The following is a 13,701-nucleotide window of genomic DNA, read 5'->3' as shown; positions in this document are numbered from 1 at the left end:
CCTCCTTCTCACAGGCTAATCACTGGGCGGCCAGGCGGCGGGCCTTCAGCACCGCGCCGAAATCGGCCAGGGTATTCAGCATGTCATGGGCCGCCTCGATCTGGGTCGGGTTGCCGTGGAACCGGCCCTCGTCATCGCGTTGCTGGGCGTAAAGCGGGCAGACCACGCCCTGCACCAGCGGGATCATCTTCAAGGCCACCGCCACCCGGCGCAGATCCTCGACCGCGCGGGCGGCCCCGGAAATCCCGCCATAGGCCACGGCGCACATCGGCTTGCCCGCCCATTCCGGGCCGAGGTAATCCAGCGCGTTCTTCAGCGCGCCGGGGATGGCATAGTTGTATTCGGTGGTGACGAAGACATAGGCATCACCCCGCGCGATGATCTCGCTGAAGCGCTTGGTATGCTCATGGGTATATTGCTGCAGCCTCGGGTGGTTCGGCTCGTCCATGATCGGCAGGTTCAGCGCCGCCAGATCGACGACTTCGGTTCGAAAGCGCGTATCCTTGGCGGCGATGTCGGTGAACCATTCGGCCACCGAGGCCCCGCCGCGGCCCTGCCGCACGCTGCCGATGATGATCTGAAGGGTCAGCATCCCGGCGCCTCCTCAGCGGATATTAGCGGTCAGACCGCCATCGACGACCATACGGGTGCCGGTGATATAGCTGGCGCGGTCCGAGGCGAGGAAGGCCACGGCATCGCCGATCTCCTCGACCTTGCCCCAGCGGCGGGCGATGATGCCCTTGCCACCGCAGAACTCGCCCAGCCAATCCTCCTTGTCCTGATCGCCGGCCATGCCGCCGGCCCAGCCCTCGCGCCATTCGGTGCCGATGATGCCGGGGACGACGGTGTTCACGGTGATGCCACGATCGGCCATATCGGCGGCCAGGTAGCCGCTGGCATGGATCATCGCCGCATTGTTCATGCCGTAGGTCAGCGCCGGCATCCAGGTCATCAGCCCCGAGGCGCCGGTGATGTTGACGATCCGGCCCGAGCCGTCTGTGGCGATCATGCCCTCGAACTCACGGATCACCCGCAGGATGCCAGTGACCTTGATGTCGATATCGGCCTGCCAGTCGGCATCGCTCCAGGTGATGGTGCGGTCCTGCCGGCGGATGGCAGTGCCGACGCTGGTGGCGAGGATGTTGATCTCGGGCACCTTGGCACGCACCGCCGCCGCCGCCGCGCTGACCGAGGCGGTGTCGCTGACATCGGCGGCGATGGGCGTGGCGCTGACGCCGAATTCCTCGGTGATGGCGCGGGCGGTGTCGGCCAGTTCCCCGGCATTGCGCGCCAGCAGGAACAGGTTGCAGCCCTCGGCTGCGAGCGCGCGGGCAATGCCCCGGCCGATGCCCTTGCTGGCGCCCACGACCACGGCGGTCCGGCCCTCGAGTCCCAGATCCATCTCTCTCTCTCCTCGCCTGAAGTCCCTTGCCTAGCCCGGCAGCGGCGTCGGCTGATAGGCGATCAGCCGCCAGGCCCCGCCCTCGTCGGCCCAGATGGCCAGAAAGGCGTTGTCGATCCGCCGGCTCTCGCCCGCGACCAGCACCTGGGCGCTCATCCTCCCGCCCAGCAGCACCGCGCCGGGCAGGTCTTCGATCCAATCGGTCTGGTGGCTGACGCTCTGATAGACGAAATGCCCCGCCGCGACCTTGTCGAGATAGCTGTCCAGCGTGTCGCGATCCCCCAGCGAATGGCTGTAATGCAGCCGGTCCGACAGCAGTTCGCGCAGCGCCGCGACATCGCCCGCCTTCATCGCGGCATAGCGGCGATCTTCCAGAAGGGCGATGTCGGGCCGGCTCATCCCAGCACCGCGCAGGCGTTGAAATGGCCCATCCATTCCCGCGACGGCAACTGCCCCCAGCGGTTCACCACCTTGAAGTTCGAGAGGTTCTCGCCCGGATCGACGATGCGCGGCTGGAAATGCGGATCGGCGATGATCTCCATTTCCGCCGTGTTCTCGACCAGGAAACCGGCCGCATCGACGTAATAGGCGAAGATATTGTCACCCGCGCCATGCCGCCCCGGACCCCAGACCAGAGTGCGGTCCTGCGCGTCCAGCACATCGCCGAGCCGCTTGAAATCGGCGAAATCGGCGAACTCCCAGCTGTAATGGTGCAGACCCCCACCATCGGCGGACTTGGCCATGCCAAGCGTATGGTGCCGCCCGTCGCCCGCCCGCATCCAGGCCAGTTCCCAGCCCTCGGTGCGCTCGCTGAGCTTGAGGCCCAGCACCTGCATCATCAGCTGCGCCGAAGCCGCAGGATCAGCCGCGGTCAGGTTGGCATGATCGAGATAGCGCGGATGGATGCCCGGTCCGGCATAGCGGCGCGGACGGTCGCGGGGCATGGGGGTATGGACCTCGATCACATGGCCTTCGGGGAAGGCCACGGTCACCGATTTCTCGATCACCGGCAGCGAGGGGGTCTCGCTGATGATGCGCAGCCCGGCCTCGCGCGCCCGGCGGGCAACCTCGTCCACATGCGCGGGATCGAGCGTTTCCAGACCGATCGCGCGCAGGGACGAGTGATCGGCCCGGTGCATGATCAGTTCGGCGTGACGGGCGTTCGATGTCAGCAGCGCGCGGTCCGTAGTCAGCTCGACCAGCGAGGCGCCGGCGATCAGCTGGGCGTCCTCCACGGCGCCCTCCAGATCGCTGACATTCAGGGCGACATAGCCCAAGCGATGAACCAGCGGTTCCATGATGGTGTCCTCCTCTTTCCTCCTCGGGGGATCTGCGGGCGACCGATCAGGCCGCTGCCGCCGCTTTCACCTCGTCCACGATGGGATTGCGCAGAATGCCGATGCCCTCGATCTCGACCTCGACCACATCGCCCGGCTTCATGTAGAGCTTGGGGGTCCGCGCCATGCCGATGCCGGCGGGGGTGCCGGTGACGATGATGTCGCCCGGTTCCAGGGTGATCGCCTCGGAGATGATCGAGATCAGGTCGGCGACCGAATAGATCATGTCATCGGTATTGGCGTCCTGCACCACCTCGCCGTTCAGCCGGGTCTGCAGCCGCAACCCCTTGGCGCCAGCGGGCAGTTCGTCCGCCGAGACCGCGATCGGGCCGAAGGCGCCGGTATCGTCGAAGTTCTTGCCGACCGTCCATTGCGGCGACTTGAACTGATAATCGCGCAGCGAGCCGTCGTTGAAGATCGAATAGCCGGCGACGTAATCCAGCGCCCTTTCCTTCGACACATGGCGGGCCGATTTGCCGATGATGGCGACCAGTTCGCCCTCGTAATCCAGGTCCTGCGAGACCAGCGGCCGGATGATCGGCGCACCGTCAGCGATCAGGCTGGTCGAGAAGCGCGGGAAGAGCGTCGGGTAGTCCGGCTGCTCATAGGGCGATTCATCGGTGTGGTCGGAATAGTTCAGGCCGACGCAGATGATCTTGCCCGGACGCGCCAGCGGCGGGGCCGCGGTGACGGTGGCCAGATCGATGGCGGGGGCCGAAGCCAGCTTGTCGGCATGGGTGCCGTTCAGCACCTCGACCAGATCGACCGGGCCGAGATCGGCCCAATCGCGGTCACGTTGAACGGCCACACCTGAAGTGCCGTTCCGGTCATAGCTCGTCACTCGCATCGTCGTTTCCTCCGTTCAATCTGTCATCGGTTGATGACCTAGAGATAGGCGAAGCGAGATCGATAATCAATATTATTTTCGAAAATCAGTCATCGAATCCACTATCTCGCAAATCTTCGTCCGTCATGATGATCTCGACCGTCCGCGCAAGATGGTTGCGAATCAATTGGTTGGCGGTTTCTGCATCGCGCGCCACGACAGCATCGGACAGGGCGCAATGTTCGGCCAGATGATCGCGGCCCGACGAGGAATAGTGGTGCGACAGCTTGCGATAGCGGTCGGCGTGATCGGTCAACTGGCAGCGGTACAGCATCAGCCGGGGCGAATCGCAGGCGGCGACCAGGCTGTCATGAAAGGCGCGGTGGCGGTTCTCCCATTCGGGGTCGATGTGACCGTCGGGCGTCAGGCTGGAGCGTTTGCCAAGCGCATGGATCGCCGCGACCACGCCGGATTCCCATTGGTCATCGCCGCGCTCGATCGAGCGGCGGATGGCCAGCGATTCGATCTCTTGCCGCATGAACAGCAGATCCGTCAGGTCCGAGCGCGAGATCGGCGCGACCCGAAAGCCCTTGTGCTCTTCCAGCACGACCAGCTTTTCGGCGGCCAGCCGGGTCAGCGCCTCGCGCAGCGGGCTGAGGCCCACGCCATAGCTGTCCTTCAACTCGTCAAAGCGCAGCCGCGCGCCGGGGCGCAGCTCTCCGTCGACGATATCGCTGCGCAGCCGGTCATAGACCGAGGCCATCAGGGTCTTGCTGTCCCCATCGAGCCGCCGGGTCATGGTCATGTCTCGTCCTCCGGTTTGGTGCCGGAAACCCGGCAGTTCGTTATCACATGCATCGAAGATCAGCGCAAATTTCGATGATCCCCAATGCCATCGCAGGACGGCGCGTGCCGCTGCCTTCTCAACAATTCGACATTATCATTGATTTTCGAAAATACATCATCTAATCGTAAGACATCGATTGATTCGTAACTTCCACGGAGGAGGGGCTGCGATGGCAACCGGAATTTCCACGGATATCCTGATCGTCGGCGCTGGACCCGCAGGGCTGGCCGCCTCGGCGCTCTTGTCGATGTACGGGGTCGAGAACCTCGTCATCAACAAATACGGCTGGCTGGCGAACACGCCGCGTGCCCATATCACCAATCAGGGCACCATGCAGGTGCTGCGCGATCTGGGCATCGAGGATCGGGCGATGGGTCTGGCCAGCAAGCAGAAGCTGATGGCCAACAATGTCTTCTGCCACAGCCTCGCGGGCGAGGAATTCGGCCGTGTCCTGTCATGGGGCAACCACCCGGCGCGCAAGGCCGATTACGAACTGGCGAGCCCCACCGAGATCTGCGACATCCCGCAGACCTATATGGAGCCCTTGTTGCTGGAGGCCGCCGCCTCGCGCGGGGGCAAGATCCGGCTGAACACCGAATTCCTGCGGCTGGATCAGGATGATGAGGGCGTTACCGCCCATGTCCGCGACCGGCTGACGGGCGAGGAGTTCACCATCCGCGCCAAATACATGATCGGTGCCGACGGGGCGCGCAGCATCGTGGCCGAGCAGCTTGGCCTGACCATGACCGGCGAAATGGGCCTGTCGGGCAGCATGAACATCCTCTTCGATGCCGATCTGACCAAATACGTCGCCCATCGCCCCAGTGTGCTTTACTGGGTGTTGCAGCCCGGCGCGCGGACCGGCGGCATTGGTGCCGGCGTGATCCGCATGGTCCGGCCGTGGAATGAATGGCTGGTGATCTGGGGTTATGACAGCAGTCAGGGCGAGCTGAAGCTGACCGATGAGGAGGCCACGGCCATCGTCCACCAGCTGATCGGCGACGACACCATCCCGGTCAAGATCCGCTCGACCTCGACCTGGACGGTCAACAACATGTGGGCGACCGAGTTTTCCAAGGGCCGGGTCTTCTGCATGGGTGACGCCGTCCACCGTCATCCGCCACTGAACGGGCTGGGCTCGAACACCAGCATTCAGGACGCCTATAATCTGGCGTGGAAACTGGCGGCGGTGCTGAAGGGGCAGGCGGGCGAAGGTCTGCTGGACAGCTATTCCGCCGAGCGCGTGCCGGTGGCCGAAACCATCGTCACCCGCGCAAACAACTCGATCAAGGATTACCCGCCGATCTTCGACGCGCTTGGCATGACCTCGGGCGATGACCCCGAACGGGTCGAGGCGCTGATGGCGGCGCGGAAGGGCGCGGACGAGGCTGCCAAGGCGCAGCGCCGCGCGCTGAACGACGCGATCCGGCGCAAGAATTACGAATTCAACGCCCATGGGGTCGAGTTGGGCACGCGCTATGCCTCGGGCGCCGTGGTGCCAGATGGCACGCCCGAGCCGGGCTTCACCCGCGATGCCGAGCTTTACTATCACCCGACCACCTGGCCCGGCGCGCGCCTGCCGCATGTCTGGCTGGATCATGGCGGGCGGCGGGTCTCGAGCATCGACCTTGGCGGCAAGGGGCGTTTCGTCCTGTTGACCGGCCCGGGCGGGGCGGGCTGGCGCGCGGCGGCGGAGAAAGTCGCGGCGCGGCTGGGGATCGACTTGCCGGTGATCTCGATCGGACCCGATGGCAGCGATGCCCATGATGTCTATGCCGACTGGTTCTACCAGAGCGGCATCCAGGAGGACGGGGCGATCCTTGTGCGGCCCGACAACTATGTCGGCTGGCGCCATGACAGCGCCTCCGATGAGGCCGAGGCACTGCTCGATGCCGCACTGAGCCAGATCCTCGCGCGAGACAGCCGGGCAGCCTGACCGCCCGGACCGACACATCCCTGACCCCGGAAACCCCGCCCCGGTCGCCACCGCGCGACCGAAGGGAGGGAGCACGATCAACAGGAGGAGACACATCATGAAAACCATCACCGCAACTGCCGCATTGCTGACCCTCGCCGCGCCTGCGCTGGCCGAGGAGGTGGAACTGACCATCGCCTCGAGCCACGCCATCCAGATCCCCTGGGTCGCGCCGCTGCAAGAGGTGATCGTGGCCGAGACCAACAAGCGGCTCGAGGCCATGGGGTCCGAGGACCGGGTGAACTGGACCGAATCCTATGGCGGCGCGCTTTACAGCTTTGGCGACACGCTGGAGGCTGTGGGCGACGGCATCACCGATGCGGGCTGGGTTGGCTCGCTCTGGGAAGAAAGCAAGATGCCCTATGACAACCTGACCTATTTCACCCCCTTCTCGACCGACGACGTGCGGCTGCAGATGCAGGTGTTCAACCGGCTCTATGACGAGGTCCCGGCGCTGAAGCAGGAATGGGAAGACAATAACGTCGTCATGCTGGGCGCGACCGGGGCCGACACCTATCACCTCTATACCAACTTCCCGGTCACATCGATCGACGACCTGAAGGGCCGCAAGATCATCGCGCCGGGGACCAGCGGGCCGTGGATCGCCGCCGTCGGCGCGGTGCCGGTGAACGGGGCGCTGCCGACCTATTACAACCAGATCGAGACCGGGGTGGCCGATGGCGTCATCTCGATCCTGACCGGGGCGCATCCGCTGAAGATCCACGAGGTCGCGCCGCATGTGACGCTGGTCGGCGTCGGCTCGAACATGGTTGGCGGTTTCGGCGTGAACAAGGATGTCTGGGAGGGTCTGCCCGCGGATGTGCAGCAGGTGCTGACCGAGCTTGGCCCGGACTACAGCGCCCGCAACGCCGATCTGCTGCAGGAACGCTATGACGCGATCCTGACCGAGCTGGAGGCCGACCCCGCGGTGACGCTGACCACCCTGCCCGAGGCCGAGCGGCAGAAATGGGTCGAGGCGCTGCCCGATCTCGCCTCGCAATGGGCGGCGAACCTGCCCGAGGGCAAGGCGCTGCTCGAGGCCTATATGGCCGCGATCCGCGAAGGCGGCGCCAGCCCGGCGCGGGACTGGGCGGTCAACTGACAGCGGGGCGCGCAACACGCGCCCCATCATCAGCTTTCGGGAGGACTTGAAATGCTGCAATCCGACGAACTGCCCGCCGTTTCGACCGGCGCGGCGCTGAGGGCGTTCAATCAGGTCTCGGGTGCCCTCTCGGCGCTTGGCACGGTCTGGATCTTCGTCCTGATGCTGCTCATCTGCGCCGATGTGGCCGGGCTGGCGATCTTCTCGCGCCCGCTTTACGGCGTGGTCGAGCTGGTCGAGCAGACCATCGTGCCGGTGGTCTTCCTGCAACTCGCCCATGCGCTGGCGCGGGGTCGCCTGACCCGCGCCGATTTCCTTTACGGACCGCTGACCAAATCCGACCCGGCGGCGGCGGTTCTGCTGGACCTCGTGTTCCTCATGATCGGGGCGGCGCTTTTCGGGGCGCTTGGCTGGGTGCTGTGGGGCGATTATGCCGATGCCTGGCGGGGCGGGGAATATATCGGCTCCACCGGCATCTTCACCATGCCGACCTGGCCCTTCAAGCTGCTGACCGCCATCGGCTGTCTTGCCACCACCATCCAGTTCGCGCTGGAAGCAGTTGAAACCGCCCGCCGCCTGCCGCAGCTGATGACGCAGCGCGGGCGTTGGCTGATGCCGGTGGCTCTGGGCATCCTCGCCTTTGCCGCCGCTGTCGCACTGGTCGCACTGGGCGATGTCAGCCGCATCGGGCTGGGGCTGCTGGCAATTGTCGCGCTGCTGGTCCTGCTGATGGCCGGGATGCATGTGGCGGTGGTGCTGGGCGTGGTCGGCGTCGTCGCCATCTGGCTGATCCGCGACAACCCGAACGTGGCGCTGAACGCGCTGAAGACCTCGGCCACCGGCACCATCAACAAGTTCGATTTCGGTGTGGTGCCGCTTTTCGTGCTGATGGGTCTGTTCACCGACATTTCCGACATCGGCCGCGACGCCTATCGCGTGGCGGCGTGGTGGACGCGGAAGCTGCTGGGCGGTCTCGGCATTGCCACCGTTGCCGCCAATGCCGTCTTTGCGGCGGTAACGGGCATCTCCATCGCCTCCTCGGCCATCTTCTCGCGTGTCGCCGTGCCGCAGATGATCGCCCATGGCTATACCCCGCGCTTCGCCACCGGCACGGTCGCCGGCTCGTCGGTGCTGGGGATGCTGATCCCGCCGAGCCTGCTTCTGATCATCTACGGCTTTGTCACCGAGACCTCGGTCGGCAAGCTGTTCCTCGCCGCGCTGATCCCGGGCCTCATGATGGCGATCATCTTCTGCGTGACCATCCTGCTTCTGGCGAAGTTCCGCCCCGATTTCGTCGGCCGTCCCACAGGCAATGACGATCTGGAGCCGGAGACGCTGATCAGTTCCGCCCGCCGGCTGCTGCCCATCGCAGTGCTGGTCTCGATCGTCCTGGGCGGCATCTACCTGGGCTTCTTCACGCCCACGCAGGCGGGCGCGGTCGGGGCCTTTGCCACGCTGATCGTGACCGTGCTGCGCCGCCGGCTGACCCGCAGCGCATTGTGGGACGTGCTGCGCGAGACCGGGCAGATCAGCGTGACCGTGCTGTCGCTGGTGATCGGTGCCAGCGTGCTGACCAAGGCGCTGGTCATGTCGACCCTGCCCGCAGTCATGGTGCAGTATGCGGTGGATTCTGGCTTTAGCCTCTGGGGGGTGATGGCGCTGTTCCTTCTGGTCGTCATCGTCATGGGAATGTTCCTCGACTCGACCTCGATCATCGTCATCACCGTGCCCATCGTCGCACCGCTGATCGTCACGCTTGGCACCGCCACCATCGGCCCCGACGTGCTGATCTGGTTCGGCCTCATCACCGTCATCGCGGTCGAGATGGGGCTGTTGACGCCGCCCTTCGGGATCAGCGTCTTCGTGGTGAAAAGCACGGTCGGCGATCTGTGCAGCCTGCAGGACGTGTTCGCGGGCGTGATGCCCTATGTGCTGGCCATGGCGGTGCTGATCCTGATCTGCATGGCCTTCCCGGTGGTGGTCACGGGGATCCTCTAGCAGAGCATCCCGCCGCTGGTCAGCGCCACCGGCAGGCCATAGGCCCGCCACAGTGCCAGACCGGCGACCAGCAGAAGCAACAGCCCGGCCGCCGTCAGAACCCGCTGCGGCCGGGTCAATGGTGCCAACTCGCCGTTCATGCCACGGCCTCGCGCCGCAGCAGCGGCGCGTCCTTGATCGGCCAGTTCAGCGCGGCGGCCAGCACCGCGATGACGATCGACAGCTGCCAGGCGAGGTCATAGGAGCCGGTGACGCGATAGGCATAGCCCGCGCCCCATGCCCCGAAGAACGACCCGACCTGATGCGACAGGAAGACGATGCCGAACAGCATCGACATGTGGCGGATGCCGAAGATCTGACCCACCAGCCCGCTGGTCAGCGGCACCGTGCCAAGCCACAGAAAGCCCATGGCGCAGGCGAAGAGTGTGGCGCTGAGCGGCGTGATCGGGAAGGCCAGAAACAGCGCCATCACCACCGCCCGGCCCAGATAGATCGCCGCCAGCACATGCTTCTTGCGCCAGCTGTCCGCCGACATGCCGAAGACATAAGAGCCGAGGATGTTGAACAGCCCGACCAGCGCCAGTGCCCGCGCGCCGATGGAGGGGTCCAGACCCTTGTCGACCAGAAAGGCCGGCAGATGGGTGCCGATGAAGGCGACGTGGAAGCCGCAGACGAAGAAGCCGGCGTTCAGCAGCCAGAAGCCCGAATGGCCGGCGGCCTCGCGCAGCGCCTCGCCCAGACCCTGCGCCGGGGCGGCCGGGATCGTGGCGGGCGCGGCGGGACGACCGGCGATGCCGATGGCCAGCGCCACCATCACCGCCGCCAGCCCGGCATAGATCATCAGCGTCTCGCGCCAGCCAAAGGCGCCGATCAACCCCTGCGCCACCGGCACCAGCAGGCTTTGCCCGACCGAGCCGCCCGCCGTGACGATGCCGGCCGCCAGCCCCCGCCGCTCGGGCGGGACCGCGCGGACCGCCGCGCCGATGGCGACAACGAAAGTCACCCCGGCCATCGAGATGCCGACCAGCCCGCCAAGCGTCAGGTTCAGCCCCAGCGCGCTCGAGACCGTCGAGGTCAGCGCCAGCCCCAGCGCGTAAAGCGCCCCGCCGATGGCCGCGACGCGCCCGGCCCCGTGCTTGTCGGCCAGCGCGCCGACGAAGGGCTGCGCAAGGCCAAGGATCAGGTTCTGCACCGCGATGGCCAGACCGAAGGCCTCGCGGCCGATGCCGGTCTCGAGTTCGATCGGGCGCAGGAACAGGCCGAAGGACTGGCGGATGCCCATGGCAATTGTGACCAGCGCCGCCGCGCAGATCAGCACGATCCAGGGGTTGCGGGGGATAAGCGGGGTGTTCGGGGCAGCGGACATGAAGGCGCCTTGTGACCAAGCGGGACAGGGGATCGGATCGAATCGGGCTTGAGCTAAATAGATAATCGATATAATCTATTCTGGCGAGTCCCGATCTTGTCCCGGGGCAGCCCCGGTCCGCGAAGGAGAAACGGCATGAAAGACAAGGACGTGACGCAGCGCCTTTATCTCGACGATCTCGAGGTCGGACAGGAATTCCTCAGCGGCGAATACGCGCTGGATGCGGACCAGATCATCGCCTATGCGCGCCAGTTCGACCCTCAGCCCTTCCACACCGACCCCGAAGCCGCGCGCGAGACCTTCTTTCAGGGCCTCGCCGCAAGCGGCTGGCACACCATGTCGCTGACCATGCGGCTGTTGGTCGAGTCCGTCCCCTTCGCCCAAGGGGTCATCGGCGCGGGCGGCGAGGTCAGCTGGCCGCAGCCCACGCGTCCCGGCGACATCCTGCGGGTGAAAAGCCGCATTCTCGAGATCAGGCCCTCCCGCTCGAAACCCGACCGGGGGCTGGTCAAGGTGCAGAGCCTGACCCTGAACCAGGCGGACGAGGTGCTGCTGGACCTGACCGCAAACCTGCTGGCCTTCCGCAAGGAGGCCTAGGCGATGGGGCGGTCCTCGGCCGAACAGGCACAGCAGAACCGGGCACGGATCGTCGAGGGTGCAAGTCGGCTGTTCCGCGAGCGCGGGGTCGAGGCGGTGTCGGTGGCCGAGATCATGGCCTCGGTCGAGATGACGGTCGGCGGCTTCTACAAGCATTTCGCCTCGAAGGAGGCGCTGGTCGAAGAAGCGGCGGGCAGGGCCTTCGCCGATGCCGGGGCGTTGTGGGACCACAGGCTTGCCGGCGACCAGAGGCCTGCGGCGCTGAGGGCCAAGCTGGTCGCGCAGTACCTGTGGCCGCGCGCGGGGCGGCAATGCCCGATCATCGCCTTCGCGCCCCATGCGGCGGGCGAGGGGGCGATCTTGCGCGACATCTATGGCCAAGGCACCGGCGCGCTTCTGGAAAGATTTTTCAACAACCCGGGCGACGAGGCCGATCTGGCCCATGCCGATCCCCGGACGCTGCTTCTCTTCGCCGCCATGGTCGGGGCGCGGGTGATGGGCGAGGCGGCGGGTGACGCCCCCTGGGTCGAGGCTGTGAAGCAGGCCGTGGCTAACGAGGCCGAGCGTCAGGCCGCGCGGGGCGCGACGGGTTAAAGCCCCAGCGCCGCCCCGTCCTTGCGGCTGTCGGACGCGCCGGTCAGCACCCCGGTTTCCGGGTTGATGCGGATTGCCTGCGCGCCGCCCGTGGGTCCGTCGATGACGCTGATCCTGTGGCCGCGCCGCGCCAGCTCGTCGCAGATCTCGGGCGGCATGGTCGCCTCGACCTGCAGCACGCCGTCAAAAGCAAAGCTGCGCGGTTCCTCCATCGCCGCCTGCAGGTCCAGCCCGCGATCGATGATGGCCGACAGATAGGCCGCCTGGCCTGCCGCCTGATAATGCCCGCCCATGACACCGAAGGGCATCAGCCCGCCATCGGCGTCGCGCAGCATTCCCGGAATGATCGTGTGCATCGGGCGCTTCCTCGGACCAATGCAGTTCGGATGGCCCGGCTCCAGTCGGAAGGAGGCCCCGCGACTGTGGAAGAGCACCCCGGTTTCCGGGTCCAGCCGGGTCGAACCGAAGGCGTGGAAGATCGAGTTGATGAAGGAGATCGCATTGCCCTCGGCATCGACCACGCAGAGGTAAATGGTGTCCTTGTGCTCGGGCTCGGACCAGAGGGCCGGGGGCTGGGCACGGGCGGGGTCGATGCGGGTGCGCAGCGTGTCGATCACCTCATCCGACAAGAGCAGGTCGACCAGCCCCACGGAATGATCCGGGTCGGCGATCAGCGCGTCGCGGTGGTGATAGGCCAGCTTCGTCGCCTCGGCCTGCAGGTGGATGCGGTCGGCCAGTGGCACATCGGGGCCCATGTCGAAGCCCTCGAGGATGCGCAGGATCATCAGCGCCGCCAGCCCCTGACCGTTCGGGCCACATTCCAGCACCTCATGGCCGCGATATCGGGCACTGATCGGGTCTTCCCAACGAGCGGCAGTTTCGCCCTCGTGGAAATCCTCGAGTGTGTGCAGCCCGCCCAGCCCCTGCAGGTGGCGGGTCATCCGTTCGGCGGTCTCGCCATGGTAAAAGCCCGCCGCGCCCTTCTCGGCGATCTCGCGCAGGCGTTCCCCCAGCAGCGGCTGGCGCAGCACATCGCCAGCGCGGGGTGGCTGGCCACCCGGCAGGAACAGGCCCGCAGCATGGGCGTCACCGCGCAGCACCTCGGCATTGGCGACGAAATCGCGGGCGACGCGGGCCGAGACCGGGAACCCCTCCTCGGCATGGCGGATGGCCGGGGCGAAAAGCCGCGAAAGCGGCAGGCTGCCATGGTCGCGATGCAAGAGGCACCAGGCCGAGATCGCGCCGGGGATGGTGATCGCGTGAGCGCTGGTCTGCTCCAGCCCGGTCACGCAGACCTGCGCCAGCGCCTCGGGCGTGGCCGCCGCCGGGGCGCGGCCAGAGCCGTTCAGCGCCCGCACTTGGCCATCTTTCGGCGCATAAAGCACAAAGCAATCGCCGCCGATCCCGGTCATGTGCGGATCGACCACGCATTGCACCGCCACCGCCGCCAGCGCCGCGTCGACGGCATTGCCACCCTCGGCCAGAACCGCGAGACCCGCCGAGGTCGCCAGCGTGTGCGAGGTGGCGATCATCGCGCGGCTGGCATAGCTGGGCGGGCGGCGGCCCGAGAGAAAGTCGAATTGGGTCACGGCAGCGCCTTGATCAGGAACGGGGAAATCGGACCGACCATGCCCGCTGTAGACGCCCGGTGCAATCG

Annotated in this window: 14 protein-coding genes; 5 read left to right on the top strand and 9 right to left on the bottom strand. The window is 66.3% G+C overall.

Translation table 11 applies throughout. The annotated features are described in order from the left end of the window. Positions 1-19: 19 nt before the first annotated feature. The 6 genes from Q1A36_RS09930 to Q1A36_RS09905 all read right to left on the bottom strand — a co-directional run bounded on the left by Q1A36_RS09930 (position 20) and on the right by Q1A36_RS09905 (position 4,370). Positions 20-592 carry an NAD(P)H-dependent oxidoreductase gene (locus Q1A36_RS09930; RefSeq protein WP_299842917.1) on the bottom strand — a complete coding sequence of 191 codons (573 nt, stop codon included), beginning with the start codon at positions 590-592 and terminating at the stop codon, positions 20-22. Positions 593-604: 12 nt separating this feature from the next. Beyond that, positions 605-1,402: an SDR family oxidoreductase gene (locus Q1A36_RS09925; protein ID WP_299842914.1), complete on the bottom strand. Its 798-nt coding sequence runs from the start codon at positions 1,400-1,402 to the stop codon at positions 605-607. Positions 1,403-1,432: 30 nt separating this feature from the next. Continuing rightward, positions 1,433-1,801, bottom strand: coding sequence for a nuclear transport factor 2 family protein (locus Q1A36_RS09920; protein ID WP_299842910.1), 369 nt, complete (start codon positions 1,799-1,801; stop codon positions 1,433-1,435). After that, complete coding sequence (locus Q1A36_RS09915; RefSeq protein WP_299842907.1) at positions 1,798-2,700, bottom strand: VOC family protein; 903 nt, start codon at positions 2,698-2,700, stop codon at positions 1,798-1,800. Before Q1A36_RS09915 ends, Q1A36_RS09920 begins: the two co-directional genes overlap by 4 nt. Positions 2,701-2,746: 46 nt before the next feature. Further along, positions 2,747-3,586: a fumarylacetoacetate hydrolase family protein gene (locus tag Q1A36_RS09910; RefSeq protein ID WP_299842904.1), complete on the bottom strand. Its 840-nt coding sequence runs from the start codon at positions 3,584-3,586 to the stop codon at positions 2,747-2,749. A gap of 85 nt (positions 3,587-3,671) precedes the next feature. Next, on the bottom strand, positions 3,672-4,370 hold the full coding sequence (locus Q1A36_RS09905) for an FCD domain-containing protein (RefSeq protein ID WP_299842901.1): 699 nt from the start codon (positions 4,368-4,370) through the stop codon (positions 3,672-3,674). A gap of 211 nt (positions 4,371-4,581) precedes the next feature. Here Q1A36_RS09905 and Q1A36_RS09900 point away from each other — a divergent pair, with 211 nt between their 5' ends. From Q1A36_RS09900 to Q1A36_RS09890, 3 genes are all read left to right on the top strand, one after another. Next, positions 4,582-6,348, top strand: a complete 1,767-nt coding sequence (locus tag Q1A36_RS09900; protein WP_299842899.1) for an FAD-dependent monooxygenase — start codon at positions 4,582-4,584, stop codon at positions 6,346-6,348. A 97-nt stretch (positions 6,349-6,445) separates the two neighbouring features. Next, entirely contained in the window at positions 6,446-7,489 is a 1,044-nt protein-coding gene (locus tag Q1A36_RS09895) for a C4-dicarboxylate TRAP transporter substrate-binding protein (protein WP_299842896.1), read from the top strand. A 51-nt stretch (positions 7,490-7,540) separates the two neighbouring features. Beyond that, positions 7,541-9,487 (top strand): TRAP transporter large permease subunit, encoded by a 1,947-nt coding sequence (locus Q1A36_RS09890; RefSeq protein WP_299842893.1) that lies wholly within the window; start codon positions 7,541-7,543, stop codon positions 9,485-9,487. Here Q1A36_RS09890 and Q1A36_RS09885 read toward each other — a convergent pair. Then, positions 9,484-9,627, bottom strand: a complete 144-nt coding sequence (locus Q1A36_RS09885) for a hypothetical protein (protein ID WP_299842890.1) — start codon at positions 9,625-9,627, stop codon at positions 9,484-9,486. The genes Q1A36_RS09890 and Q1A36_RS09885 overlap by 4 nt on opposite strands. After that, positions 9,624-10,853, bottom strand: a complete 1,230-nt coding sequence (locus Q1A36_RS09880) for an MFS transporter (RefSeq protein ID WP_299842888.1) — start codon at positions 10,851-10,853, stop codon at positions 9,624-9,626. The genes Q1A36_RS09885 and Q1A36_RS09880 overlap by 4 nt, the downstream gene beginning before the upstream one ends. A 135-nt stretch (positions 10,854-10,988) precedes the next feature. On the opposite strand from Q1A36_RS09880, the gene Q1A36_RS09875 reads away from it, so the two are divergent. Together Q1A36_RS09875 and Q1A36_RS09870 are read left to right on the top strand one after the other, a co-directional pair. After that, positions 10,989-11,450: a MaoC family dehydratase gene (locus tag Q1A36_RS09875; protein WP_299842885.1), complete on the top strand. Its 462-nt coding sequence runs from the start codon at positions 10,989-10,991 to the stop codon at positions 11,448-11,450. Positions 11,451-11,453: 3 nt separating this feature from the next. Next, positions 11,454-12,044: a TetR/AcrR family transcriptional regulator gene (locus Q1A36_RS09870; RefSeq protein ID WP_299842882.1), complete on the top strand. Its 591-nt coding sequence runs from the start codon at positions 11,454-11,456 to the stop codon at positions 12,042-12,044. On the opposite strand, the gene Q1A36_RS09865 is transcribed toward Q1A36_RS09870, so the two are convergent. After that, a complete protein-coding gene (locus Q1A36_RS09865; RefSeq protein WP_299842879.1) occupies positions 12,041-13,633 on the bottom strand; it encodes a gamma-glutamyltransferase family protein in 1,593 nt (530 codons plus the stop codon). The two genes, Q1A36_RS09870 and Q1A36_RS09865, sit on opposite strands and share 4 nt — an antisense overlap. Positions 13,634-13,701 lie beyond the last annotated feature (68 nt).

Origin of the sequence: uncultured Paracoccus sp. (assembly GCF_947487305.1) — a bacterium.
Taxonomy (GTDB): Bacteria; Pseudomonadota; Alphaproteobacteria; order Rhodobacterales; family Rhodobacteraceae; genus Paracoccus.
This window is presented reverse-complemented; position numbering and strand designations above follow the sequence as displayed.

Coding starts and splice junctions, on each gene's coding strand:
- Q1A36_RS09930 (WP_299842917.1), bottom strand. CDS start 592: ATGCTGACCCTTCAGATCATCATCGGCAGCGTGCGGCAGGGCCGCGGC.
- Q1A36_RS09925 (WP_299842914.1), bottom strand. CDS start 1,402: ATGGATCTGGGACTCGAGGGCCGGACCGCCGTGGTCGTGGGCGCCAGC.
- Q1A36_RS09920 (WP_299842910.1), bottom strand. CDS start 1,801: ATGAGCCGGCCCGACATCGCCCTTCTGGAAGATCGCCGCTATGCCGCG.
- Q1A36_RS09915 (WP_299842907.1), bottom strand. CDS start 2,700: ATGGAACCGCTGGTTCATCGCTTGGGCTATGTCGCCCTGAATGTCAGC.
- Q1A36_RS09910 (WP_299842904.1), bottom strand. CDS start 3,586: ATGCGAGTGACGAGCTATGACCGGAACGGCACTTCAGGTGTGGCCGTT.
- Q1A36_RS09905 (WP_299842901.1), bottom strand. CDS start 4,370: ATGACCATGACCCGGCGGCTCGATGGGGACAGCAAGACCCTGATGGCC.
- Q1A36_RS09900 (WP_299842899.1), top strand. CDS start 4,582: ATGGCAACCGGAATTTCCACGGATATCCTGATCGTCGGCGCTGGACCC.
- Q1A36_RS09895 (WP_299842896.1), top strand. CDS start 6,446: ATGAAAACCATCACCGCAACTGCCGCATTGCTGACCCTCGCCGCGCCT.
- Q1A36_RS09890 (WP_299842893.1), top strand. CDS start 7,541: ATGCTGCAATCCGACGAACTGCCCGCCGTTTCGACCGGCGCGGCGCTG.
- Q1A36_RS09885 (WP_299842890.1), bottom strand. CDS start 9,627: ATGAACGGCGAGTTGGCACCATTGACCCGGCCGCAGCGGGTTCTGACG.
- Q1A36_RS09880 (WP_299842888.1), bottom strand. CDS start 10,853: ATGTCCGCTGCCCCGAACACCCCGCTTATCCCCCGCAACCCCTGGATC.
- Q1A36_RS09875 (WP_299842885.1), top strand. CDS start 10,989: ATGAAAGACAAGGACGTGACGCAGCGCCTTTATCTCGACGATCTCGAG.
- Q1A36_RS09870 (WP_299842882.1), top strand. CDS start 11,454: ATGGGGCGGTCCTCGGCCGAACAGGCACAGCAGAACCGGGCACGGATC.